Source organism: Symbiopectobacterium sp. RP, assembly GCF_050472005.1.
GTDB lineage: Bacteria > Pseudomonadota > Gammaproteobacteria > Enterobacterales > Enterobacteriaceae > Symbiopectobacterium.
Window position 1 is genome coordinate 1843960 of sequence record NZ_JBGOGS010000001.1, and the last position, 24640, is coordinate 1868599.

General features: G+C 51.4%; 24 protein-coding genes, 1 tRNA gene and 7 pseudogenes. 15 read left to right on the forward strand and 17 right to left on the reverse strand.

The annotated features are described in order from the left end of the window. Positions 1-38: 38 nt before the first annotated feature. Positions 39-962, forward strand: a pseudogene (locus tag ACD630_RS12330) (IS5 family transposase). 40 nt (positions 963-1002) lie between these two features. On the opposite strand, the gene ACD630_RS12335 reads toward ACD630_RS12330, so the two are convergent. Both ACD630_RS12335 and ACD630_RS12340 read right to left on the reverse strand, forming a co-directional pair. Then, positions 1003-1314 (reverse strand): transposase, encoded by a 312-nt coding sequence (locus tag ACD630_RS12335; protein WP_430360015.1) that lies wholly within the window; start codon positions 1312-1314, stop codon positions 1003-1005. A 61-nt stretch (positions 1315-1375) separates the two neighbouring features. Beyond that, complete coding sequence (locus tag ACD630_RS12340) at positions 1376-1741, reverse strand: IS630 transposase-related protein (RefSeq protein ID WP_430359218.1); 366 nt, start codon at positions 1739-1741, stop codon at positions 1376-1378. Positions 1742-1837: 96 nt separating this feature from the next. On the opposite strand from ACD630_RS12340, the gene ACD630_RS12345 reads away from it, so the two are divergent. The 3 genes and pseudogenes from ACD630_RS12345 to tyrA all read left to right on the forward strand — a co-directional run bounded on the left by ACD630_RS12345 (position 1838) and on the right by tyrA (position 4232). Further along, positions 1838-1978 carry a hypothetical protein gene (locus ACD630_RS12345; RefSeq protein WP_430359219.1) on the forward strand — a complete coding sequence of 47 codons (141 nt, stop codon included), beginning with the start codon at positions 1838-1840 and terminating at the stop codon, positions 1976-1978. Next, positions 1953-3011 (forward strand): annotated as a pseudogene (locus ACD630_RS12350) (3-deoxy-7-phosphoheptulonate synthase). Before ACD630_RS12345 ends, ACD630_RS12350 begins: the two are co-directional and overlap by 26 nt. A 6-nt stretch (positions 3012-3017) precedes the next feature. Further along, complete coding sequence (gene tyrA, locus ACD630_RS12355; RefSeq protein ID WP_430359220.1) at positions 3018-4232, forward strand: bifunctional chorismate mutase/prephenate dehydrogenase; 1215 nt, start codon at positions 3018-3020, stop codon at positions 4230-4232. A gap of 44 nt (positions 4233-4276) precedes the next feature. On the opposite strand, the gene pheA is transcribed toward tyrA, so the two are convergent. Together pheA and ACD630_RS12365 are read right to left on the reverse strand one after the other, a co-directional pair. Next, positions 4277-5434 carry a bifunctional chorismate mutase/prephenate dehydratase gene (pheA, locus tag ACD630_RS12360; protein WP_430360016.1) on the reverse strand — a complete coding sequence of 386 codons (1158 nt, stop codon included), beginning with the start codon at positions 5432-5434 and terminating at the stop codon, positions 4277-4279. A 331-nt stretch (positions 5435-5765) separates the two neighbouring features. Further along, complete coding sequence (locus ACD630_RS12365; protein ID WP_430359221.1) at positions 5766-6503, reverse strand: IS110 family transposase; 738 nt, start codon at positions 6501-6503, stop codon at positions 5766-5768. A gap of 39 nt (positions 6504-6542) precedes the next feature. On the opposite strand from ACD630_RS12365, the pseudogene ACD630_RS12370 reads away from it, so the two are divergent. Beyond that, positions 6543-7642, forward strand: a pseudogene (locus ACD630_RS12370) (IS5 family transposase). 40 nt (positions 7643-7682) lie between these two features. On the opposite strand, the gene ACD630_RS12375 reads toward ACD630_RS12370, so the two are convergent. Then, entirely contained in the window at positions 7683-8132 is a 450-nt protein-coding gene (locus tag ACD630_RS12375; protein ID WP_430360017.1) for a transposase, read from the reverse strand. After that, the gene (locus ACD630_RS12380; RefSeq protein WP_430359085.1) at positions 8056-8421 is read right to left on the reverse strand and encodes an IS630 transposase-related protein; all 366 of its coding nucleotides are present in this window, start codon (positions 8419-8421) and stop codon (positions 8056-8058) included. Before ACD630_RS12380 ends, ACD630_RS12375 begins: the two co-directional genes overlap by 77 nt. Here ACD630_RS12380 and ACD630_RS12385 point away from each other — a divergent pair. From ACD630_RS12385 to ACD630_RS12405, 5 genes are all read left to right on the forward strand, one after another. Continuing rightward, positions 8413-8739: a tail fiber assembly protein gene (locus tag ACD630_RS12385; RefSeq protein WP_430360018.1), complete on the forward strand. Its 327-nt coding sequence runs from the start codon at positions 8413-8415 to the stop codon at positions 8737-8739. The two genes, ACD630_RS12380 and ACD630_RS12385, sit on opposite strands and share 9 nt — an antisense overlap. A gap of 106 nt (positions 8740-8845) precedes the next feature. Further along, positions 8846-9124 carry a hypothetical protein gene (locus tag ACD630_RS12390; RefSeq protein WP_430358462.1) on the forward strand — a complete coding sequence of 93 codons (279 nt, stop codon included), beginning with the start codon at positions 8846-8848 and terminating at the stop codon, positions 9122-9124. Continuing rightward, a complete protein-coding gene (locus ACD630_RS12395; protein WP_430359222.1) occupies positions 9121-9648 on the forward strand; it encodes a lysozyme in 528 nt (175 codons plus the stop codon). Before ACD630_RS12390 ends, ACD630_RS12395 begins: the two co-directional genes overlap by 4 nt. Beyond that, entirely contained in the window at positions 9645-9980 is a 336-nt protein-coding gene (locus tag ACD630_RS12400; protein WP_430359223.1) for a hypothetical protein, read from the forward strand. Before ACD630_RS12395 ends, ACD630_RS12400 begins: the two co-directional genes overlap by 4 nt. Beyond that, the gene (locus tag ACD630_RS12405; protein ID WP_430359224.1) at positions 9977-10240 is read left to right on the forward strand and encodes a hypothetical protein; all 264 of its coding nucleotides are present in this window, start codon (positions 9977-9979) and stop codon (positions 10238-10240) included. The genes ACD630_RS12400 and ACD630_RS12405 overlap by 4 nt, the downstream gene beginning before the upstream one ends. Before the next feature lie 107 nt (positions 10241-10347). Here ACD630_RS12405 and ACD630_RS12410 read toward each other — a convergent pair. Continuing rightward, positions 10348-10423, reverse strand: a tRNA-Phe gene (locus ACD630_RS12410). A 231-nt stretch (positions 10424-10654) separates the two neighbouring features. Between ACD630_RS12410 and ACD630_RS12415 the strand changes: the two genes are divergently transcribed. Next, positions 10655-11197 carry a hypothetical protein gene (locus ACD630_RS12415; protein ID WP_430359225.1) on the forward strand — a complete coding sequence of 181 codons (543 nt, stop codon included), beginning with the start codon at positions 10655-10657 and terminating at the stop codon, positions 11195-11197. Positions 11198-11257: 60 nt separating this feature from the next. After that, positions 11258-11656 (forward strand): annotated as a pseudogene (locus ACD630_RS12420) (tyrosine-type recombinase/integrase); the annotation flags it as partial. Positions 11657-11774: 118 nt separating this feature from the next. Here the strand turns inward: ACD630_RS12420 and ACD630_RS12425 are convergent. From ACD630_RS12425 to rsuA, 3 genes are all read right to left on the reverse strand, one after another. Continuing rightward, on the reverse strand, positions 11775-11927 hold the full coding sequence (locus tag ACD630_RS12425) for a hypothetical protein (protein WP_430359226.1): 153 nt from the start codon (positions 11925-11927) through the stop codon (positions 11775-11777). 146 nt (positions 11928-12073) lie between these two features. Next, positions 12074-13255: a Bcr/CflA family multidrug efflux MFS transporter gene (locus ACD630_RS12430; RefSeq protein ID WP_430359227.1), complete on the reverse strand. Its 1182-nt coding sequence runs from the start codon at positions 13253-13255 to the stop codon at positions 12074-12076. 173 nt (positions 13256-13428) lie between these two features. Continuing rightward, complete coding sequence (gene rsuA / locus ACD630_RS12435; protein ID WP_430359228.1) at positions 13429-14130, reverse strand: 16S rRNA pseudouridine(516) synthase RsuA; 702 nt, start codon at positions 14128-14130, stop codon at positions 13429-13431. 257 nt (positions 14131-14387) lie between these two features. On the opposite strand from rsuA, the pseudogene ACD630_RS12440 reads away from it, so the two are divergent. From ACD630_RS12440 to ACD630_RS12450, 3 pseudogenes are all read left to right on the forward strand, one after another. Continuing rightward, positions 14388-14552: pseudogene (locus ACD630_RS12440) on the forward strand (transposase); the annotation flags it as partial. A gap of 344 nt (positions 14553-14896) precedes the next feature. Beyond that, positions 14897-15712 (forward strand): annotated as a pseudogene (locus tag ACD630_RS12445) (AraC family ligand binding domain-containing protein). 117 nt (positions 15713-15829) lie between these two features. Further along, a pseudogene (locus ACD630_RS12450) lies at positions 15830-16898 on the forward strand (DMT family transporter). A 47-nt stretch (positions 16899-16945) separates the two neighbouring features. Here ACD630_RS12450 and ACD630_RS12455 read toward each other — a convergent pair. The 7 genes from ACD630_RS12455 to ACD630_RS12485 all read right to left on the reverse strand — a co-directional run bounded on the left by ACD630_RS12455 (position 16946) and on the right by ACD630_RS12485 (position 24589). Then, entirely contained in the window at positions 16946-17446 is a 501-nt protein-coding gene (locus ACD630_RS12455) for a TlpA family protein disulfide reductase (protein ID WP_430359229.1), read from the reverse strand. Beyond that, positions 17433-18131: an ABC transporter ATP-binding protein gene (locus tag ACD630_RS12460; protein WP_430359230.1), complete on the reverse strand. Its 699-nt coding sequence runs from the start codon at positions 18129-18131 to the stop codon at positions 17433-17435. The genes ACD630_RS12455 and ACD630_RS12460 overlap by 14 nt, the downstream gene beginning before the upstream one ends. A gap of 4 nt (positions 18132-18135) precedes the next feature. Continuing rightward, positions 18136-19290, reverse strand: a complete 1155-nt coding sequence (locus tag ACD630_RS12465) for an ABC transporter permease (protein WP_430359231.1) — start codon at positions 19288-19290, stop codon at positions 18136-18138. Further along, entirely contained in the window at positions 19280-20584 is a 1305-nt protein-coding gene (locus ACD630_RS12470; protein WP_430359232.1) for an ABC transporter permease, read from the reverse strand. Before ACD630_RS12470 ends, ACD630_RS12465 begins: the two co-directional genes overlap by 11 nt. Before the next feature lie 2 nt (positions 20585-20586). Next, on the reverse strand, positions 20587-22008 hold the full coding sequence (locus tag ACD630_RS12475) for a Fe-S-containing protein (RefSeq protein WP_430359233.1): 1422 nt from the start codon (positions 22006-22008) through the stop codon (positions 20587-20589). An 80-nt stretch (positions 22009-22088) separates the two neighbouring features. Then, entirely contained in the window at positions 22089-22619 is a 531-nt protein-coding gene (locus tag ACD630_RS12480) for an iron transporter (protein WP_430360019.1), read from the reverse strand. 50 nt (positions 22620-22669) lie between these two features. Beyond that, positions 22670-24589 (reverse strand): FTR1 family iron permease, encoded by a 1920-nt coding sequence (locus ACD630_RS12485; protein ID WP_430360020.1) that lies wholly within the window; start codon positions 24587-24589, stop codon positions 22670-22672. Positions 24590-24640 lie beyond the last annotated feature (51 nt).

Consider the following 24640-nt stretch of genomic DNA (forward strand, 5'->3'; position numbering starts at 1 on the left):
GGAGCAGATCAACACAGTTGTTTCAAAATCAGCTCTCCATGGCAAAACAAAATCTTAAAATCACCAACTGGCCCTCTTATAACAAGGCCCTCAAGCAGCGCGCTTCTCTAACCGTATGGCTAGATGAATCAGCCATTGCTGCATGGACGGAAAAAAACACTACTGAACGGCGTGGACGACCGCTCCACTACTCAGATATGGCCATCACAACAGTCCTGATGATGAAACGCGTGTTTGGCCTTTCATTGAGGGCTTTACAGGGCTTTGTTGACTCGATTTTTAAACTGATTAAATTGTCGCTCCATTGTCCAGACTATTCGCTGCTCAGCAAGCGAGCAAAGACAGTGAACATCAGCATAAAAACGCCAACCCGTGGTGAAATCTCACATCTGGTCATTGATGGAACCGGCCTGAAGGTCTTTGGCGAAGGCGAATGGAAAGTCCGGCAGCATGGTGCCGACAGACGCAGGGTATGGCGTAAGCTGCACCTGGCAGTAGACAGTGTGACACATGAGATTATCTGTGCGGATTTGTCGCTCAGTGGTACGACTGATGCCCAAGCTCTACCGGCGCTGATAAACCAGAGCCACCGGAAAATCAGAGAGGCATCGGCTGACGGCGCTTAGGATACAGTTTACTGCTATGATGCTCTGCTGAGGAAGAAAATAAGGTCGCTTATCCCGCCACGAAGGGGGGCGCAATATTGGCAAGATCGCTACCACGAGCGTAACCCCGCTGTTGCAAATCAGCGCATTAGCGGTAGTAACGATATCTGGAAAAAGAAAGTGGGCTATCACCGGCGCTTAGTGGCTGAAACGGCCATGTTCCGGTTCAAAAGGCTTCTGGGTGGTCATCTAAGTCTGAGAGACTACGATGGTCAGGTGGGTGAAGCCATGGTCATGGTCAAAGCGCTTAACCTGATCACGCTATTAGGAATGCCGAACAGTATTCGCATCACGTAACAATCGACCCGTATGGGGCGCAGTCGTTACAAGTTCTGATTTATTCAACAAAGCTTGGCGAATATGTAGGCAAATACTCCAGCATATACCCTGCATCGATGATGACTTGTTGAATATTATGTTTTTTGTGAAAAGTTGCATTGTCCATCACGATTACCCTGTTTTTAGGGAGTACTGGGATAAGGACTTGTGTGACCCAGGAATAGAAAACATCGCTGTTAATATTGATATCAAATAATCCGATAGCAAACAGCGTTGTGCCTAATAAAGCGCCGATAACATTTGTTCTTCCCTTGGCTCCCCCGTTCTTCAGGCCAAAACACCGTTGACCTTTTGGGGAATAGCCGTGAATCCGTGGGGTATAGTGTGGAAAACCACTTTCATCAATAAAAACAATAGGCTTACCTTCTTTTTCATACTGTTGTATTTTTTGTTGAAATGCTTGCCGGGCGCTTTCGTCGGCTTTCGGATGGCGTAGAGTTTTTTTTATAGGTCAATCCCAGCTTTTTAAGAGCTTGCCAAATGGCCTTCTGACAAACGCCAAAACGCTCTGCACGTTCTTTTTGGTAAGCATCTGGATATGGTTCAACATCTTTTATCCACTCGGATTTATCGCTCTTTCGCTGACGCGTGGTCGATGCTTTTGACGCTATTTGATTAATCCAACGCAATACAGAGGCAGGGCCAATCCGAAATTGCTTCGCTGTTTCCCGGATACTCAACCCTTCTTCTTCGCGTGTAGATATCACTTTACGTCTAAAATCAATTGAATAGCTCATTTAAATAATGTGATCAAAATTAAGTCGTTTAGCTATATCTTGAACTCAATGTGGCGGCGGAAAACGCGCTACGCTACTCAAGAACTGTCCAGGAAAATGAACATGCAAAAAGATTCGCTCAACAACATCAATATAGCCAACCGACTTAAAAATGATTACAGCCAATGCCCTGATATGTGGCAAAAAAATACAGCTAATTGTTATCAAAATAATGTCGCTTGGCTATATTGCCGATGAACAAGTACTGATTACGCCCGATGAGCTCAAGGCAAAATTTCCGCTCAATGTGCAAGAAGAGCAGGCCATTGCCACGGCACGTCGTACCATTTCCGATATTATCCACGGTCGCGATAACCGGTTATTGGTGGTGTGTGGACCCTGTTCCATTCACGACACGGATGCTGCGTTGGAGTATGCCCGCCGCTTGCATACGCTATCAGCCGAATTGAACGATCGGTTGTATATCGTAATGCGCGTTTACTCTGAAAAACCGCGTACTACTGTAGGTTGGAAAGGTCTTATCAATGACCCCTACATGGATGGCTCCTTCGACGTGGAGGCGGGGTTACACATTGCACGTGAGCTGCTGCTAAACTTGGTGAACATGGGGCTGCCTTTGGCGACAGAAGCGTTGGATCCCAACAGTCCACAATATCTGGGCGATCTGTTCAGTTGGTCAGCGATTGGTGCGCGGACCACTGAATCGCAAACGCACCGCGAAATGGCTTCTGGCCTTTCGATGCCAGTGGGTTTCAAGAACGGCACCGATGGAAGCCTGGGCACGGCCATTAATGCGATGAAAGCCGCAGCAATGCCGCACCGTTTTGTGGGTATCAACCAAACCGGCTAGGTGTGCCTGCTGCAAATTCAGGGTAACAGCGACGGTCATGTTATTTTGCGTGGCGGCAAGCAGCCTAACTACAGCGCACAAGACGTAGCGGAATGTGAAAAACAGATGCAGGCTGCGGGCTTAACGCCTTCACTCATGATAGATTGCAGCCATGGCAACTCGAATAAAGATTACCGTCGCCAACCGCAGGTGGTGTCATCCATTGTTGAGCAAATTAAAGCGGGTAACCGTTCCATTATTGGCATGATGCTGGAAAGTCATATTCATGAAGGCAATCAGTCGTCGGAAAAACCGCGTTCGGCAATGCAATATGGTGTATCGGTGACGGATGCCTGTATCAATTGGGAAAGCACCGATGCGTTGCTGAGATCGGTGCATCAGGAGCTAGGTGCGGTACGCCGTTCATCGTTGGGAGAATAACAGAACATGGTTGCAGAACTGACCGCGTTGCGGGATCAGATTGATGAGGTGGATAAGGCGCTGCTTGGTTTGTTGGCGTGCAGGCTGGCATTAGTGGCAGAAGTCGGAGAAGTAAAAAGCCGCTATGGTCTCCCTATCTATGCTCCCGATCGCGAGGCTGCGATGCTGCGTTCTCGTCGTGAAGAGGCCGAGGCCCTCAACGTGCCAGCGGATCTCATTGAGGACGTTCTGCGCCGGGTGATGCGAGAATCCTACGCCAGTGAAAATGACAACGGCTTTAAAACACTGTGTTCGCAGCTGCGGCCTGTCGTCATTGTGGGTGGACGCGGGCAGATGGGGCGTATGTTCGAAAAAATGTTGCGTCTGTCCTGCTATGAAGTAAGGCTGTTGGAAAAAGACGATTGGCCGCAGGCTGACAGCCTGTTGGCGGATGCTGGTATGGTGATCGTTAGTGTGCCCATTCACGTGACGGAACAGGTGATTACACAGTTACCGCGTTTGCTGGAGGATTGTATAGCCAACCGACTTAAAAATGATTACAATCAATGCCCTGATATGTGGCAAAAAATACAGCTAATTGTTATCAAAATAATGTCGCTTGGCTATATTCTGGTGGATCTGGCTTCGCTGAAAAATGGGCCGTTGCAGGCGATGCTGGCGGCACATTCTGGCCCGGTCGTAGGTTTACACCCGATGTTTGGACCAGACAGCGGTAGCCTTGCCACGCAAGTCGTGGTGTATTGCGATGCTCGCCAGCCTGAAGCGTATCAATGGCTGTTGGAGCAAATTCAGGTATGGGGCGCCCGGCTGCATCGCATCAGTGCGGTTGAACACGATCAAAATATGATGTTTATTCAGGCGTTGCGTCACTTTGCCACTTTTGCCTACGGGTTGCATTTGGCGGAAGAGAATGTGCAGCTTGAGCAATTACTTGCATTGTCTTCACCCATTTACCGGTTCGAGCTGGTGATGGTAGGGCTGCTGTTCGCACAAGACCCGCAGCTTTATGCCGATATCATCATGTCATCCGAAAATAATCTGGCCTTGATCAAACGCTATTACGCCCGTTTTGGTGAAGCGATTGCACTGTTGGAAGGCAAAGACAAGGCGGCGTTTATCGCCAGCTTCAAGAAAGTAGAGCATTGGTTTGGTGATTATGCCAAGCGTTTTCAGGTGGAAAGTCGAGCCTTGCTGAAACAGGCTAACGACAGCCGCATCTAGATAGCGGAGAGGCGCTCCCAGCCAGGCAGCTGGGAGCGCTACACTCAGTGCATCTCAACGGGGACGAGGTTCTCACTGGGGTAACAGCCGAGCACTTTCAGTGAGCGTGTGATGCCCGATAACTCTTTCAGTGCTTTTTGTAATCCATCCCCGCGCAGGTTAGCCTGCACATCAATATAAAACATCTCTTCCCAAGGGTTACCGTAAATAGGACGAGATTCCAGTTTTGTCATAATGATGCTGTGTTCGCGCAGCACCAGCAGTGCTTCCACCAATGCTCCCGATTGCTGACCCGTCGCCATAATTAAGGTGGTTTTGGCGGGGACTTGCTCAGAGACATCAATCGGCTTACGTGCCAACACGATAAAGCGGGTGGTGTTTTGGGTCTGGTTTGCCAGGTTATGTTCCAGCACGCGCAATTGATAAAGTAATCCACCGGCCTCGCTGCCCAGCGCGGCGGCGTGGGGTGAATTCAATGATGCGACTTTTTCCATCGCAGCCGCCGTGCTTTCACAATATTCGATTTTCCATTGTGGATAACGCTGGATAAAATGGCTGCACTGCTGGAAGGGTTGTGGATGGCTGTAGACGGTCGTAATTTGGCTTAAATCAGTGTCGGTAGCGACCAGCATACAGTGATCGATGGGGTGGGTAAGTTCGCCCACAATCGACAGCCCGGTATGTTGCAATAGATCGTACACGTCATTGATTGCACCCGATGTGGTGTTCTCAATGGGGAGAGCGCCGTAGTCGGCTTGGCCGGTTTCCACCATCGCGAAGATATCCTGAAACTTCTGGCAGCCGCACTCAACCAACTGTTCAAAATGGTGTGCGGCATACTGCCGGGCAGCTAGATGGGAGTAGGAGCCTTTGGGGCCAAGAAAGGCGACACGCGCCGAGTGGGCTCCGGTGGGGTTAAGATGGTGCTGCAACAGCGCCTGCTGCGTTAGCACTGAGTCTTCAATAATTAGTTGAAACAGGCGCGTAATATAATGCCCATCAAGATGATGAGATTTTGCCGCTGCGATGAGCTTATCCAGCAAATCTCTTTCTCGTTCTTTGTCGCGAATCGGGCGGTGCGTATGTAACTTTGCGCGTGCCACTTCCAATGCCAACTCTCGCCGTTCGGCCAGCAGTTCAAGCAGTTTTAAATCCAACTCGGTGATACGTTCACGTAAGGCCAGTAAAGGGTTGTCTGTCATGGTTGTGTTACCTGTAAACTCATTTTTATCCATACAGTGCGTATAAATAAGTGCATAAAAATCTATGGTCACCCCCGTTTTTGCAACACAGATTTTGATTTATGATGGGCTTGCGTAAATCTATTCGGCGTCTGGTGGGCATTAATGCCCGCGCCACGATGAGTTCCGCACCTGCCGAACCTTAAAAAAGCCTCGGCTTCATAGAGCCATTTTTTATGTCAGGTTCATCAGCAGGCCGATATGCCGTTCATGTCATCAATTATCTGTCGTCGCAAAACCAGAAAGTAATCTGTTAACTCACTGAGCCAGCGATTTTTTTTCGGTGGCTCTTTTATTTGCTGAACGCCGCCTGATGGACTGTCACCGCCCAGGCTATCCGCGCAAGTTTGTTCGCCAGCGCACACGCCACCACATTCGAGTGATGGCTGACAAGCTGCTTTTTAACCCACTCTGCCAGACGCCCTGGGTTGTGTTCCAGCCGCTGCATAAACACCCGCGCGCATTGCACCAGCCGCCGTCGCAGATTCTTGTCACCCCGCTTGCTGATGCCCATCAGTGTCGTCTTCCCACCCGTGCTGTACTGACGGAGAACCAGCCCTGTCGAAGCCGCAAAATCACGGCTGCTGGCATGGTTTTTACCATCCCCCAGGGGGGTGGCTAACAGGCTCGCTGTTATCGGCCCGACGCCGGGAATGGTCAGCAGGCGTTGGGCAGTTTCATCCTCCGCAAGGTGGGTTTTCAGTTCCTTATCGATTTCATCAATTTCCCCGTTGAGGTAAATATAGCCAAGCGACATTATTTTGATAACAATTAGCTGTATTTTTTGCCACATATCAGGGCATTGGCTGTAATCATTTTTAAGTCGGTTTGCTATATAGCAAACCGACTTAATTTTGATTACATCATATGGACTGAGAACAAAATCTCTGTATCGCAACCACTCTCTCTTTTTTTGCTTTTTGCTTTTTGCTTTTTGCTTTTTGCTTTTTGCTTGTGCCCATTTATGCTCAATTGGGTTAAGATCTGGCGAATAGGCTTTGTTGAATAAATAGAACTTTTGGGTAATCATCGGAGCAGATCAACACAGTTGTTTCAAAATCAGGTCTCCATGGCAAAACAAAATTTTAAAATCACCAACTGGCCCTCTTATAACAAGGCCCTCAAGCAGCGCGGTTCTCTAACCGTATGGCTAGATGAATCAGCCATTGCTGCATGGACGGAAAAAAAACACTACTGAACGGCGTGGACGACCGCTCCACTACTCAGATATGGCCATCACCACAGTCCTGATGGCTTTGTTGAATAAACATATTTTATGCTGCACACTCGGTGAAACGACAGATCCTCGCAACGCAAAATCATGCAGTTAGGCCTCATAAGAAAACTGTAAACCTGAGGTGACAAGCATTTTTTACCAAAACTGGCTGGCAAAACAGCATGACTCACTATTATTCAACAAAGCCAGTCCTGATGATGAAACGCGTGTTTGGCCTTTCATTGAGGGCTTTACAGGGCTTTGTTGACTCGATTTTTAAACTGATTAAATTGTCGCTCCATTGTCCAGACTATTCGCTGCTCAGCAAGCGAGCAAAGACAGTGAACATCAGCATAAAAACGCCAACCCGTGGTGAAATCTCACATCTGGTCATTGATGGAACCGGCCTGAAGGTCTTTGGCGAAGGCGAATGGAAAGTCCGGCAGCATGTTGCCGACAGACGCAGGGTATGGCGTAAGCTGCACCTGGCAGTAGACAGTGTGACACATGAGATTATCTGTGCGGATTTGTCGCTCAGTGGTACGACTGATGCCCAAGCTCTACCGGCGCTGATAAACCAGAGCCACCGGAAAATCAGAGAGGCATCGGCTGACGGCGCTTAGGATACAGTTTACTGCTATGATGCTCTGCTGAGGAAGAAAATAAGGTCGCTTATCCCGCCACGAAGGGGGGCGCAATATTGGCAAGATCGCTACCACGAGCGTAACCACGCTGTTGCAAATCAGCGCATTAGCGGTAGTAAAGATATCTGGAAAAAGAAAGTGGGCTATCACCGGCGCTTAGTGGCTGAAACGGCCATGTTCCGGTTCAAAAGGCTTCTGGGTGGTCATCTAAGTCTGAGAGACTACGATGGTCAGGTGGGTGAAGCCATGGTCAAAGCGCTTAACCTGATCACGCTATTAGGAATGCCGAACAGTATTCGCATCACGTAACAATCGACCCGTATGGGGCGCAGTCGTTACAAGTTCTGATTTATTCAACAAAGCTTGGCGAATATGTAGGCAAATACTCCAGCATATACCCTGCATCGATGATGACTTGTTGAATATTATGTTTTTTGTGAAAAGTTGCATTGTCCATCACGATTACCCTGTTTTTAGGGAGTACGGGGATAAGGACTTGTGTGACCCAGGAATAGAAAACATCGCTGTTAATATTGATATCAAATAATCCGATAGCAAACAGCGTTGTGCCTAATAAAGCGCCGATAACATTTGTTCTTTCCTTGGCTCCCCCGTTCTTCAGCCCAAAACACCGTTGACCTTTTGGGGAATAGCCGTGAGTCCGTGGGGTATCGTGTGGAAAACCACTTTCATCAATAAAAACAATAGGTTTGCCTTCTTTTTCATACTGTTGTATTTTTTGTTGAAATGCTTGCCGGGCGCTTCCGTCGGCTTTCGGATGACGTAGCGTTTTTTTTATAGGTCAATCCCAGCTTTTTAAGAGCTTGCCAAATGGCCTTCTGACAAACGCCAAAACGCTCTGCACGTTCTTTTTGGTAAGCATCTGGATATGGTTCAACATCTTTTATCAACTCGGATTTATCGCTCTTTCGCTGACGCGTGGTCGATGCTTTTGACGCTATTTGATTAATCCAACGCGATACAGAGGCAGGGCCAATCCGAAATTGCTTCGCTGTTTCCCGGATACTCAACCCTTCTTCTTCGCGTGTAGATATCACTTTACGTCTAAAATCAATTGAATAGCTCATTTAAATAATGTAATCAAAATTAAGTCGTTTATCTATACCTGGAACGGAAAGGAATGGGTAACAGACAAAGCGGCCCAGCACAAAGCAGAAGTCCAGGCGGCGCAGCAGGCGGCAAAGCAGGAATTAGCGTCACGGTTGACCGTTGCGAATGCGCGAATTCAGCCGCTACAGGATGCAGCAGACCTCGATATGGCCACGGAGGCAGAAAGGGCGCAGCTTGTCGCGTGGAAAAAATACCGCGTGCTGCTTAACCGTATCGACGTTAGCACAGCGCCTGATATTGCGTGGCCGGAAGCGCCAGACTCAGGCCGCCAGTGATGCTGAGGTCGCAAACGGCATCATAGACAATCAACCTTTAGTCAGGAAACCGAACGCATAACAGTCGAGCATACGCATTACCAACAGACACGGGATGCGTATGCAAATGAATGACAAAGGGTCATACTTTTGGGGCTGGTTGACGGGCGTACTGGCAGCGCTGTCACTACAGGATATTATCTTTGCCGCGGGTGCAGTTTTTACGGCAATCTTCACGGTCTACACCTATCGCTCAAACGACAGAAAAAACAAGGCGCTCGCATCGGAAGCCCGGCGACAAACTGACATTCTGGAACAAATAGCCGATGGTAAGTACAACGTAGAGCCTGACGTGCTTGTCGAAATAATTTCCCACCTGAAAAAAACATTAAGAGAGCAGAAATGAGTGCCTTAAAGACGCGGCTAAGTGCCGTCATTTTCGGGCTCATACTGGCCGGCGCTCCCGCATCGGTTATTCTTGACCGATTTCTTGATGAAAAAGAGGGCAACCATTTAATTGCATACCCAGATGGTGGTGTATGGACGATTTGCGGTGGTGTAATGCGGGTAGATGGCAAGCCGGTAGTGAAGGGCATGAAGCTGACCGCTGAGCAGTGCGCAAAAGTTGATGCCATAGAGCAGAAAAAGGCGCTCGATTGGGTGGAGCGCAACGTTAGCGTGCCGCTCAACGAACCTCAGAAAGTCGGCATTGCCTCATTTTGTCCGTGGAATATCGGCCCGGCTAATTGCTTCACATCAACGTTCTACCGCAAATTAAATGCAGGCGATCTGATTGGTGCCTGTAAAGAAATTAAGCGCTGGATTTGGGACGGTGGGAAAGATTGCCGTATCCGCTCAAACAACTGTTACGGGCAGATTGAACGGCGCGAGCAGGAATCTGCATTAACCTGCTGGGGGCTGGATAAATGAACACGGCTACGCGACTTGTTGTTTTCCTGTTAGCGCTGGCGTCCATCGTCGGCGCGGGTGCCTGGCTGGCGGCGCGCCACTACCAACCCACCATTGATAACCTCAATGGGCTGCTGACAACCTGCAAAACGGAGAAGCGCCAGAACGGCCTGGCGGCATTAAAACTTTTAGCCGACCTGCGAGAAGCCAGTGCAAAAGCAAAACAAGAGGAAGCCCGCAAATCGGCACAAACGGAGTATGCCGCCGCGAATGCCGTTCTGTCTGAACAAACCATGGGTGAAGCATGCGCAGCGGCGTTTGATGATGAGCTACGGCGGGAGCGTTCGAAATGAATCGCGTAATTCTGGTGGGTGTTTTGGTGCTGGCGGGTTGTGGTGAAACGCCGCGCCCTTATCCTGTTTATGTCGAGGTTAAAGTTCCTGTGCCGGTACCGTGTAAAACTGCCGAGGTATCAAAACCGGCTTTCGCTGTAGAGCAGTTAAAAATCGGTGCGCCCATCGATCAGCAGATGCGCGCGCTACGTGCAGAACGTCACCAGCGTATAGGCTACGAGAAGGAATTAGAAGCGGCGGTTTATGCGTGTCGAGATTAATAGGTTTTGATTGAATGATTATGCACATTGTGAAATGGGGAATTCTGAACGGGTATTCTGAAATATTCTGAAAGATGAGGGACTACGTATGTAACCCCTTGAAAATATGGTGCCCGGACTCGGAATCGAACCAAGGACACGGGGATTTTCAATCCCCTGCTCTACCGACTGAGCTATCCGGGCAACGGGGCGCATTAAACCGTATTGGCCGCTTGCCGTCAACGGGTTTGTGCAGGAAAAGCATCAAAACCACGTTGATTGCCGACTTTTCAGTCAGGATGACGCATTTCTCAGCGTTGTGACCCCGGTTCTATCAGGTCAGTGCACCGTTTTTGCGGCATAGTGCAAAACGCAATACATCCTCCGAAAGACGGCATAGATATCTACACATCTTTTGCAATATCTGCCATTACGTTGCTGCATGATCTCAACTTATCCATCGGCGGGATTGATGCCCGCCTTAACCGGCGTTATCAGCGTCTGGTTAAGCAACACATGACTCCCGCAGCACCATTGGCGTCAGCCGTTAAAGACCTTGCCTGCGCGCAGAAAACAACATTCGCCACTACTCAGGCCGTTTGGCGTTTTTTTAATAATGAACGTATTAGCTTCAGTCAGCTCAATGAACCGATTATTTCGCTGGCTCTCCGGCAGGTTGCACTTAGCCCGCATCCATACGCTCCCGTCGTTCACGACTGGTCTCATTTACAGTTTCGTACCCACAATGGGAAAGAAGAACGTTTGAAAATGACGCATGGTGGCGACGTCGGTTATGAACTACAAACCAGCCTACTGCTTGATGCTGCAAATGGTTTACCAATAGCGCCCCTGTCTCAAACTCTAACCGATAGGGCGGGTTGTTGTTCAACGCTAACCGAGGGCTTGTCTGAGAGTCTGACTCATATGGATGCTTTGACGGCTGATATAGCCAAGCGACATTATTTTGATAACAATTAGCTGTATTTTTTGCCACATATCAGGGCATTGGCTGTAATCATTTTTAAGTTGCTTTGCTATACTGCCTGCAAAGTGCTTCGCGATCAGATAGGCAGGCACTCACGCTTTGTCTTTGTTCACACCAAAGCACATACACCTCTTGGAGGCGGGGCTACAGCAGCAGTACGAAAAATGCGAGTGGATGACAATTCTGCATGGAACACAGGTAAACGGAGAGTGGGAATAACTGACTTCAGATTTCATGATCTGCGACATACCTGGGCAAGTTGGTTAGTTCAGTCAGGCGTGCCCCTGTCTGCATTGCAAGAAATGGGGGGCTGGGAGAGTATCGAGATGGTACAACGTTACGCTCATTTATCACCGGTTCACTTAACCGAACATGCCAGAAAAATTGACGAAGTCTTGGCGGGCGATGTCACTAATCTGGCACTTTTGGAAAGTATAGCGCTCGGTGAATAGCATAACTTGTTGATTTAAATGGTACGCACTATAGGATTCGAACCTATGACCTACGGCTTAAAAGATCGAAGTTCCAAACGTAATACACTGTAAATAAACAAATTATCCACGCTCGCGCTTAGTTTTGTGTCATTTGAGGTTCTTTAGTGACGCTGATATAGCCAAGCGACATTATTTTGATAACAATTAGCTGTATTTTTTGCCACATATCAGTGCATTGGCTGTAATCATTTTTAAGTCGTTTGACTATAACGCCGGTTAAGGCGGGCATCAATCCCGCCGATGGATAAGTTGAGATCATGCAGCAACGTAATAGCAGATATTGCAAAAGATGTGTAGATACCTATGCGTTGAAGGTCAGCAACGAGAGGGTTCCATTTGTCGCATCACTGCGGCAAATAGAAAAAAGGGACGGAATCAGCGAGAGCGGGCTGCGTAACCGTAAAGCAGGAAGGCAGCAATGGAACAGAGTGACATGGAGACGATCATCGGCCAGGCGCTGGTAAAACTCACCAGTGACAGCAGGCTTCCGACCAGTGCGCCCATGCCAAAGCGTAGCGTGCCAGCCAGCGAGGACGCAGTGCCCGCCATATGTGGAAAATCACCCAGTATCACGGACATGGCATTTGACATCACCATCGCAATACAGCCGACATAGATAGCCACTCCCAACACCAACGGCAAGAAGCCCAGATCCAACGCGTAGATAACCACCAACGCAATACCGACAACAAACTGTATCAGCAGCCCGATGCGAAACATTTGATTCGTGCCCAAGCGGCGCACCACACGGCTATTGGTGTAGGTGGTCAGGAACAGAAAGACCACGTTCAGGGCAAAGTAATAGCCGAAATGCTGCGGAGACACACCGTAGAGATCGATATAGACAAAAGGACCAGAGCTTAAAAAAGAAAACATGCCAGAAAACGAAAACCCGCTTGCCACCATGTAGCTAAAGACTTTTTTGTGGCGAAACAGGGAGGCGAAATTCCCGGCGGTGGTACGAAAATGGAACGGCTGGCGTTTTTCTACCGGCAACGACTCTTTGACAAAGCGCATCACCAGCACCGAGGCAATCAGTGACAGTCCGGCCAGCGTCCAGAAAATCGCATGCCAGCTAAACCATAGCAGCAACACGCCGCCCAACATCGGCGCCAACAGCGGTGCGACCGTCATGACCAGCATCACAAATGACATCATGCGCGAAAATTCATCTTTGGCGAAGGTGTCACGCATCAGCGCATTAATCACCACCGCAGACGCAGCCGCAGACAAGCCGTGCAGCATCCGCAGCACGGTAAGCTGCTCAATGGTTTGCGCCAGCGCGCAGGCCACGCCAGCCAACATAAAGATCAGCGTTCCCCCCAGTATCACGGGTTTACGTCCTAGGCTGTCCGCCATCGGGCCATAGAATAACTGACCGATAGCAAACCCCATGATGTAGGCGCTTAACGTCATCTGCACCTGGCCCGGCTCCACGCCGAACTCTTTGGCAATCACCGGCAGCGCCGGCAGGTACATATCGATGGCAAACGGTGTCAGCATCGACAACAAGCCAAGAATAAAAATCAAGCCACTATGTGATGGCGCTTTCCCCACTGCATGTCTCCCAGCGTGTTGCCCGCAAAACAAAAAAATTCACCGCAGCGGCAGGCCTCCACCACGGTGACGGTTGAAATAGGCTTGATGACCGGTTCAGCGGCGCATCGTGTTTACATAAGGTGGATGACAAGCGGATAACGCATACTGCATGCAGTATGGCGCAAATCGCCTCAATGCGGCAAAACGCTGGCCACTTCTTCTTCCGTCAGTGCGCGATACTCGCCCAGCTCCAGCGTGTCATCCAGTGCAATGGCACCAATGCGCTCACGGTGTAACTCAACCACGCGATTTCCCACGGCGGCGAACATCCGTTTGACCTGGTGGTAGCGCCCTTCCCTGATGGTTAACCGGACCTGATGGTCATCCAGCTTTTCCAGTTGCGCGGGTTTGGTCAGCGATTTTTCACCGTGCAGTTGCACCCCCAGCTCAAACTGGTGTGCCGTATCCTCTGCCAGCGGCAGTTCGAGCGTGACCAGATAGGTTTTTTCACAGTGATGCTTGGGCGACATAATGCGGTGCGACCATTGTCCATCGTCAGTCAGCAATACCAGTCCGGTGGTGTCAATATCCAGTCGACCCGCAGCATGCAGTTTGTGCGCAACTGGTTCATCGATAAAATAGAGAATGGTCGGGTGATCCGGATCTTCCGTTGAACACACGTACCCTTGCGGCTTGTTAAGCATGAAGTAGCGCGGGCCATTCTGCTGCACCAGCGCGTTGCCATCGAACTCAACCTGATGTTCAGGTGCCAATTTGAATGCGCCGCTTTTAACCACCTCACCATCAACGGTAACGCGCTGCGCACGCAGCTCCCGTGCTACCAATGCACGGCTGATCCCGAGTTGCTGGGATAAAAATTTGTCCAATCGCATGAGAAAATCAAGTGCCTGTCTGTGTTAAGGAAGGAAAATCATGTCGTAGTATAGCGAGTGATGACGATTGCTCCTAGAATGTCCGACGTTTTCCCCCATCTGTGATCATGGATACGCACAAAATGTGCGATTGCTTTTCATTAACCGTAGGCGAAGGTTCGCCCCTGGCGCATAAAAATATAGGCTTTGTTGAATAAATAGAACTTTTGGGTAATCACCGGAGCAGATCAACACAGTTGTTTCAAAATCAGCTCTCCATGGCAAAACAAAATTTTAAAATCACCAACTGGCCCTCTTATAACAAGGCCCTCAAGCAGCGCAGTTCTCTAACCGTATGGCTAGATGAATCAGCCATTGCTGCATGGACGGAAAAAAACACTACTGAACGGCGTGGACGACCGCTCCACTACTCAGATATAGCCAACCGACTTAAAAATGATTACAGCCAATGCCCTGATATGTGGCAAAAAAATACAGCTAATTGTTATCAAAATAATGTCGCTTGGCTATATTATTTTCTACTAAGAAAATAAGCCGTGGCCATCTGAGCAATATTCTTTGATGCATAAAGAAACAAAAACATTTATAATCAATGCATTAAAATAATCACTCTTTATGTGGGTTTAATTTCTTTCGCGGTTCGATAAATCTTTTTGTTATGATTTAGATAAATCCGGTCTTACTCCTTCAAAAATACGTCATGGACCTGCACATGAATAACGCCCCTCTCTCGCTGTTGGATAAAAAAGAAGGCGTCGATCGCGAGATGTTCCAAGGTCCATTGGATCGCGCGCAATTTCGTCATGTGCCGCAGCAACCCGGCGTTGAATTATATCAGGCGCACATTGCCCACTGTGCTTTTGAACCCCATACCCATGACGCCTTTGGTATCGGTACTATCGACTTTGGTGCCGAGCCAGTTTCGCTATCGGGGGGCTCAGCACGTGGCAGCGCAGGATACGCTGGTGTTGATGAATCCAGATGAACTGCATACTGGGCAGGCTGTCGGCGAGGAAGGATGGCGTTATCGCATGATCTATATCGATCCCACACAGTTGGAGGTGATCTCTGCTGAGCAAGGCTGGTGGTTTAGCGATGTGGTGCGGCATGACCCACTGGCAGCCCGCCAACTTTCTGCGCTGCTGGCCGCACTGTGGCGTGCTCACGACCCGCTGGCTTGTGACAGCTGAGCATCATCGATCTTTTTCGTCCCTTTGCCCGCGTAGCACAGCCGTTACAAACGCAAGGTCTGTCGCGCTTTGACGAAGTAAAGCACTACCTTAACGATAACTTTGCTCAGGCCATCACGCTTAACGAGTTAGCCGCCGTCGCATCCCTCAGCCCTTATCATTTTCAGCGGCGCTTTAAAGCGCACTATCACGTCACCCCACACCAAATGCTGATGGCGATTCGTTTACAGCGGGCCAAACAATTTCTGTGCCACGGCATGCCCGCCGCACAGGTGGCGGCGGAGGTTGGGCTGACGGATCAGGCCCATCTGACGCGCACCTTTGCCCAGCGTTATGGCATTACGCCAGTTCGCTATCAAAAACAGGTTATGCCGCACGGCCGCCTCCGCTAAAAAAAGCGCAATATCCTACAATATGTCATTATGTCATTCGGCTTACCGGTTAGGCTTCCCGTGATACGACAACACAAGGGCTTGGCCCTTCAAGCATAAATGGGTAACGGGTGTGATATGTTAAGCGGTATCGTTTTCGCCCTGACGGCGGGTTTGATGTGGGGGCTTATTTTTGTGGGCCCGTTGATGGTGCCGGAATACCCTGCCGCGTTGCAGTCTGCGGGCCGTTATAGCCAACCGACTTAAAAATGATTACAGCCAATGTCCTGATATGTGGCAAAAAAATACAGTTAATTGTTATCAAAATAATGTCGCTTGGCTATATGTGGTGTTTGGGCTGATAGCGCTGCCATTGGCATGGGCTGACAGGAAACGTCTGCGTCGGTTGAACCGTGCGGACTGGATCGAAGCGCTGAAGCTTTCAGCGGTGGGTAATCTGCTCTATTACTTTTTCCTTGCCAGCGCTATTCAGCGTACCGGCGCTCCCGTCTCTACCATGATTATCGGCACGCTGCCGGTGGTGATTGCCGTTACCGCTAATCTGCTGTACGGGCGGCAGGAAGGCATGCTCTCCTAGCGGCGATTAACGCCACCGCTGCTGCTGATTTTGCTTGGGCTGTTATGCGTGAATCTGGCAGAACTGAGCGCTCAGAATCAGCAGGTCGATATGGAGCGTTATCTGAGTGGGCTCGGCATGGCGATTATCGCGGTCATCTGCTGGACTTGGTATCCGCTGCGTAATGCACGCTGGCTGCACCGTAATCTGGATAAAAAATCCACCACTTGGGCCACCGCACAAGGGATGGTGACGTTACCCATGGCCTTGCTGGCCTATGTGATTGTCAGCGGACAACTCGCCCTGACCAAACCGGATTTTTCCCTACCGTTTGGCCCGCGCCCACTGGTGTTTATTGGCTTAATGCTAGCGATTGGGTTGCTCTGCTCCTGGCTTGGCACCTTCTGCTGGAATCAGGCCAGTCAACGTCTGCCGACAGTGCTGGTTGGACCGTTGATCGTATTCGAAATGCTGGCCGGGCTGACCTACACCTTTATGCTGCGTCAGGCGTGGCCACCGCTGCTGACACTGTGCGGCATCTTCTGTTTGTTGGTGGGTGTGGTGGGTGCCATGCGCATCAAACCAAAACCTGTCGTGGTGAAGGTGGATACGGCTGTGCCGGAAAAATAAACCCGAAGGCGGCGCAGAGTTCCCCCTGCGCCACGAGCTAAAGGGGATTAGGCCCCGGTGGCGAGTTGTTTGAACAGCGCCGTTAACTGTTGCTCATTGCGGGCACCTTCATGCTGGGCTGTCACTTTACCCGACGCGTCAATCATGAACGAGGTTGGCGTACCCACCACCTGATAGCGTTCCTTGGTAATGCCCAGCTGGTCACGAATGACCGGGTAGCTAATGTGCTGCTGCGCCAACAGTGCAGCAATATCCACACCATCAGGATCGGTATTCACCGCGAGCACCACCACGTTATCCGCGTAGGTTTTGCTCAATTTCTCCAACGTGGCCATCTCTGCCAGACAACCACCACAGCCAGAAGACCAAAAGTTGAGATAAATCTGTTTGCCCTGCCAGTGTGCCAGTTCCACCTGTTGTCCGGCCAGATCGTAGGCCGCCAGCGCAGGTGCGCGTGCGCCAACCTGTACCTGCTCTTCTTTGCAGGCCGACAGCAGTGCCAGCGCGCCTATCAGACACCCTAGCGTTATCAGTTTACGCCACTGCATGTTGTTGAACCTCCTCGCTCAGGTACTTGCCGTGCTGCAAGCGGATAATACGATCGGCAAAACACCCCAGTTCCGGGTTGTGCGTCACCATGACAATGGTACGTCCCTGATGATGTAGATCCTGCAACAGCGCCAGCACGCGCTGTTCGTTCTCTTCATCCAAATTACCGGTCGGTTCATCGGCAAAGATCACCGGCGGCTCATTCACCAGCGCGCGAGCAATACAGACGCGCTGCTGTTCCCCACCGGAAAGCTGACTCGGCAGGTGATCGGTTCGATGCTCCAGCCCGACCTGCGCCAGCACTTGGCGCGCCGCGGTTTCATCCATCACGCTATGGTAATGCTGTGCCAGCATCACGTTTTCCAGCGCAGTGAGAAACGGGATCAGGTGGAACTGCTGAAACACCAGCCCGATTTTGTCCGCGCGAAAGCGTCGCCGCCCTTCTTCATCCAGCGCCGCAGCATAGACGCCATCCAGCAGCACCTGCCCTTCCGTCACGGTATCGAGGCAGGTCAGGATATTCATCAGCGTAGTTTTCCCCGAGCCGGATGCGCCCATGATGGCGACAAATTCACCGCGCTGAATACGGATATTGATGTTTTCCAGCGCAGTGACCTGCCCGAAGCGTTTGTACAGCTGGCGGGTTTCAATCACCGCCTCTTGCGGGTTATGTGCAACACCCATTGAATCACTCCCCTTTTAACACTTTTGCGGGCTCGACGTGGATCGCGCGCCGGGTAGGAAACACAGCGGCAGCGGCGGCCACCAGCAAGGACAGTAGCAGCGTTAACGGCAGCACCGGCGCACGCAGCGAAATGCTGGCATTGAACACCGTCAGTCCCAGCACCTGTGCCAACAGATAACCGAGCAGGCAACCACACACTACCGCCGCAAGCGCAATCACACCGGTTTCTGCCAACATCTGGCGTACGATATCTTTGCCGTTCGCGCCCAACGCTTTCTGCAACGCAAACTCTTTGGCACGCTCACCGACAATCGCCATCAAGGTGGTGTTCACACACAGCGAAGAGAGCACCAGAATAACGGCAGAAACCAATCCCATCAGCCCTTTAATCTTGTCCAGCACCTGCCCTTCCGAGGCGGAAACTTTCAGGATAGGCCGGATCTCGAGGTCAGGATATTGTTGTTGCAGGCTGGCGGCAAAGCGATCCACCTGCCCCAGATCGTTGCTGACACTCAACAGGGCGTTACTGATGGTGCCTTCCTTTTGCAACCATTTTTGCGCCAGCTCTAGATTCACAATCAGCATATTATCGGTAGCGTCACCTGCTTCAACAATCCCTTTGATACGCAGGCGCTGACGCTCGCTGCCATCGATCAGCGTAACATTATCGCCGACTTTGACATGCAGTCGTTCCGCCAGCTTGACGCCGATCATCGCGTTACGATCGTCAAACTTAACGCCAATCCAGTCACCGGTTACCTGCCAGTAGGGAGAGAGTTGGCGCAGCGCATCAAACCACACGCCCATCAACACCACTTTTTCCAACTCGGTACGCGCCATACCGTACAAATACGGGCTGGTGGCATTGATTAACCCCGGCGGAGCGTTGTCGAGAATCGGCTGAAAGCCGCTTTGTGCCAGGGAGCCACCGTGTGCCGGGCCAATATAAAAGTTGGCACCAAAGGTACGCAGCTCCTGGCTCATTTTGGCGTTGATATCAAAGTACACCGCCGACATGGCGGTAACGATGGCGGCACCGACGGTCAGTGCAGCAAACACCACGCTGACACGCTGCATGCGCAAGCGCAATGCGCGAATCACCAGTCGCCAGAACATACTGCCGATCCTACGCTCTGAACCCGAGTGTTTAACGGCCATACAGCACCTCCACCGGGTAGAGTCGGGCAATGCGCCGCGCCGGGAACCAAGTGCCTATAACGGCAATCAGCATGGCGATCACCAGTACACACGGGATCACCACCCAAGCGAAACTGAGCGGTACGCCAAACAGCATCAAGCCAATCGCACGCGCCAATCCCCAACCTGCAATACATCCTAATGCGCCGCCGAGCAAGCCGCTCATCGCCGCTTCAAGATAGAACAGCAGCATGATCTGCCACTGCCGTGCGCCGAGCGCTTTCATCAAACCGATTTCCTTGGAACGCTCCATGATGGTACTGGTCATCAAGGACGCGATGCCCATGGCGGCAGCGACCAGTGCGGCAAAGGTCACCACGCCCAGCAGCAACTGAATCTTGTCGATCACCACACCTTCTGACGCCGCCACCTGCCAGATAGGCCGAACCACCGATCCTGATATGGCTTCTTCCAACTGGTGGGCAATCGACGACACGTAAGCGGTGCAATACCACAAGTCATGCTCTTCCGCGTTGAGCGCTTCGAGATTCTCCCGCGCCCGGCGTGACAGCTCGTTTTCCGGCACCGTCAGTGCAGACACACGCACGGCCTGAATCTTGCCTTCCAGTCCCAGCATGTTCTGCACCGCTGCCAGCGGCATCACCAAGCGGTTCTCTTCATCGCCACCGCTGGCAAGAATGCCGCTGATACGCACATCCAGCGTGCGTTCAGGCCCTTGTAAACGTAACGTTTGCCCCACCTGCCAGCCGTTTTGCTGTGCCAGTTGTTTTCCCGCCAGCACGTCAATCCCCTGCCCGCTCAGCAAGGCGCTTTCGCTCACCGGTTCAGTAGGCCAATTACCGGTCACCTGCCAGTAAGGGCTGAGGCTCTGTTGTCCGGTGTGGTAATCCTCTTCATCCGGGATGGTGATCGGTTGAGAAAAGAAGGTGCCGAGCACGGAAATGTGCTTGCCGGCAACGATCACATCCCCGCTGAGCAGCGGTGCAAAGCCGACAATATTGTTACGCCAAAAGATATCCTTGATGTTGAGTAGTTCTGATTCATCAAGAAACTCTTCACTGGCCAGCGGATTGCTATTTTCACCAAAGAGCGCAGGCAGCGCTGCCTGACCGGCGGGTTCAACCAGAATATTGGCACCGTAGGATTTCAGCTCGCGCGCCATTTTGTCGCCAATATCGATCGATACCGCCAGCAGCGCTGAGATCAACCCGGCAGCCAGAAACACCGTCAATATCGCCAGCGATTTGCGCCGCACATTGCGACTCCATGACTGACGTAGCATGCGCCATAACATGATTATTCCTCCTCGTCCGCTGCGGCGTTATCCGTCGCAGACTCGGTATTACCCGCTGGATGTGCTGTCACAAAGCTGCGGGGATTGTCACGGAACTTGTTGTAGTTGGCTTCCGATGCAAAGAAGTAGGTCTTCCCGGCATAGCGGTATTTGTGCTCGGCTTTCAGGTTGGTCAGCTTGCTGCCGTCAACCGGATCCACCACATCCATGAAAACCACGGTGGTGAAGTAGTTCGCTCCCACCGCCAGCGACGCGTAGCTGATCACCAGTTCGTTGTCGTCGTTGCTCCAGCCTTCAATCGGTACCGGGTTACATCCACCAGCTTTACCGATGGAAGGAATAAAGATCCGCACACCGCAAGCCACACAAATCACCTGATTGCCTTCCATCACGTAACCCTGATCGCCACACAGCAGACAAGCATCAAACACCACGCCAAGGCGAAGTCGGTCGGGATAGCGGTTAATCACAAAGAAGCGAACGGCTTTGCCGTCATCAGCAATCCAGACAAAACGGTGCAGTTTGCCGTCACGCACCTGCTCGATAGGAATATGCACTTTGCTATCCGGGCCCAGTGTTACGGGTTGCGCTTCCGATAAACGCGGAGGCTGCGATGCCACTTTGTCCCAATAAAGCTGCCCCAGCGTCACCACCAGCAGCGCCAGCAACGCGGCGGTAAAGGTCCGGCGTGTATTCCGGTAATCAGCCGTTGCCTTGCGCTTGGCTATCGCCTCATCGGTTGCCTGCATCTGCTGACGGGTTTTCAGCAACGGCAACATGAAACCGGCCGATAGCAGCCCCAACAGCAGTGCACAGAAATAGTTAAGCGCCGCGCCGTTATTGGTGACGCGCGCCACAAAGCTCAGGCGCGGTTTGGTCAAACCCAGCGCTTGCAGCTTCATCAACAGTAACATCAGACCGCCGCTCAGCGGCAGCACCAGCAATGCCACCAGCAGCAGCAGTAGCGGCCAGCGCAGACGCGGTAAACGCCGCGCCATCATGCTGCACAGCACAGCACTAAAAGCGACCCAACCAAAGGCCAGAATCACCGCGCTGATGTTCAACAGTAAATCGGTGTTCACCACATGAGTGGTAGTGAGTGCCGTTAGATTGGGATCGTCGCCCCAATGCACGGCGGCCCCGATGATCAATGTCCCCTGCCAGAGGTAGCTGAGTTTGCTACTCTGCGTGAATTGGCTCAGTAAAAACAGCGCCAGCGCGACCACTTGAATCACGGTAAAGATGAGTTGAACGGTTTGACTGGAAGGCAGGCGAATTCCCACCAACGTACCGACCAGCAACGCCAGTAGCGTGGTCCACACTAGCGGGCGCAGACGAGGAGCAGAACGGTGACTCCAGTGGAGCCCTAACAGCAGTGCAACAGGTAAAAACGCTTGTAGCACGGTAACAAAAAAACTACTCATAACGCACACTCAGGCGAAGCCCCCGCGCCCAGGGCGGCAGGGGGAGTTTCCGTAACGGCCTTACGCAATCTAGGATCGGATTATTTGTCCAGACCAACGTATTTGAAGTCATAGCTGACATCAAACGATTTCCACCAGCGGCCAACACCGGTTTCGCCATCGGTATGGCGGTGCATACCGGCTTTTGACGGTGGCTCAATGTGGTAGGTCACTTTGTAGTTACCTACGCCCATCATCTTGATGTTGGCACCGTAGTGCGGGCCATCGCTCGCCACCATCGGCATGAAGGTGCCTTCCTGTTTGGCACCGGTATCGGTGTTCACCAAGGTGTAAGCGATAGTCAGGTACGGCATCCATTCGCCTGCACCGAAGCCGTTTTTGTTACCCTCCACAGCGTGGATATCGGCTTCCAGGTGAATATCGGATTTAGCCGCTGGCAGACCCATGCCGCGCGGTTCCATGTCAATCGGCTGCAAGTAGACCGCAGCGATCTCCAGTTCGTTAATGGTGATCGGCTCGCCAGCCGGATGTTCGGTAAACGCGAACGCGGCAGGTGCCGTTAATACTCCGGCAATAATCGCGCTGGCAATCAAACTTTTTTGCATCTTCATCAAACCGATCCTCATATCATCAATATCATGTTGTTTTTGATTTTTGCTTATCATTGCTTCCGGTATTCGAACGTCTCAGCGCGCTGACGCATAATCCACAGCGCGGCCAGAGCAGCGAACACCAATACGACTTGCGGTATCAGCGTTTCGACGTAGGGGTAGATCCCCAACACGCTGATTTCCTGAACCCACGTCAACAGCGTCGGCTCAAACAGCTTGCCTTCAATTAACTCCAGTACCCCTTTACCGGCGAACACAAACGCCATCAGATACATGAAACAGCCGGTAAACATGAAGAAGGGTTTCAGCGGCAGTTTGACTACGGTAAAGTGCATCACCAGATAAGCGATAAGCAATATCACGCAGCCAATCAGGAAGCCCGCCAAAATAGAGAGGTGCCCCGCCATGTTGCTGGCATCACCCACTAACGCAAAGTAGAACAGTACCGTTTCCGCGCCTTCGCGGTACACCGCCAGGAAGCTGGTCAGCCACAAACCAATTACCGAACCGCTGCTCAGGGAGTGCGACAGCTTTCCTTCCAGATACGCTTTCCAATGTCGGGCTTCGACTTTCGACAGTAGCCAATAGCTCATGCTGAACAACATCACCACCGCAATCAGCATGGTGAACCCTTCCAGCAATTCACGGCTGGCACCGGAATTACTGAACAGCATCTGGAACAGCACGGCGGTCAATACGCTGCACACCAGCGCCACGTACACCGACTGGCGGATCAACGGCAGCTTGTCATGGTGATTGTTTTTCACCAGATAGGCGACAATGGCCGCCACGATAAGCAGCGCCTCCAGCCCTTCGCGCACGATGATCAACAGACTGTAAATCAGCAGGCTCCAGTGCGTTTCACTGCCACTGTCAAGCATAGTGACCGCGTTAGCCAAGTCCTGTTGCATCGCACCGGCCTGCGCATGCAGCTCAGAAACTGGCTGTCCGGCGCTCATCATACTGACCAGTCGGGTGAAGTAGCCTTCCAGCGTGGATTTGAATGAGAAATCACGCGAGCCGACTTTGTTCTCCATACCGCTGGCTTCAAACAGATCGAAGTAGGCATCCTGCACCGCCATAATGGCCGGTTTTGCCTGCCCGCTTTCATACTGTGCAATCGCCGCTGCGATAGCCTGGTTGATGTTATTCACTACGCTGGCCCAGTCCGCATCCGGGACGTCAGCGCCTGCGATGCTGCTATCCGGTGCCGCTGATACCGGCTGGTCGTCGCGGGTGGTGGACAAGCCCGGCAGCACATCTTCGATATCTTGCAACAGCGTGGTGACCCGATAAGCCACTTCGCTCATTTGATTCGGCTGAGCGGTCAGCGCAATCAGTGCGCTGAATTGCTGGTTGATTGAGGCAGCTTGCTGCGAGGAGCGGTTTTGGCGCACCGACATTTCCATCTCGGAGTTTTTAAATCCCTGATAGTGTGCCTGCTGTACGCTTTGACTGGCTTTCTGATAGTCGCCCGCCTGATAGTGAGCCACTGCCTGTGCCAACCCATCGTCAATGGTTTTGAAACTTTGCTGCCAGTAGAGGGCGATATCGCGGTTGCCATAAGCCCCGTGCTGCTCCTGCGCCACTAATTTGTGACCGTCAGTCAACACCGGCAACACGCGATCCAACTCGCCTTTCAGCCAGTTCACCTTGGCCTGAATGTCGGCTTGCGGCTTACCTTCGCCAATCATACGGCGAATTTCACCAAAGGTGGCTTCCAGTTGATAGCTTTTCTGCGCGGAGATGTTGATACGAATCGGCCCTTCCAAGTTCTCAAACACCTCGAAGTAGGCCATCTGAACTTCGGTACGGGCTTCATCCGGCTTCTGCTGCTGGTAGAGTTCAGCGGTCTTATCTAGGCGGCCCTGAATATCATGGATGAAGGTGTTGTAATCCGTTGCGGCTAACGCCGACAAACTGGAGAACATAAAAAACAGTACAGTCAAACACTTCTGCCAAATAAACATAAATACGATAGTCATCGACAATGAGAATTATTTTCGTTATCACATTTTAAC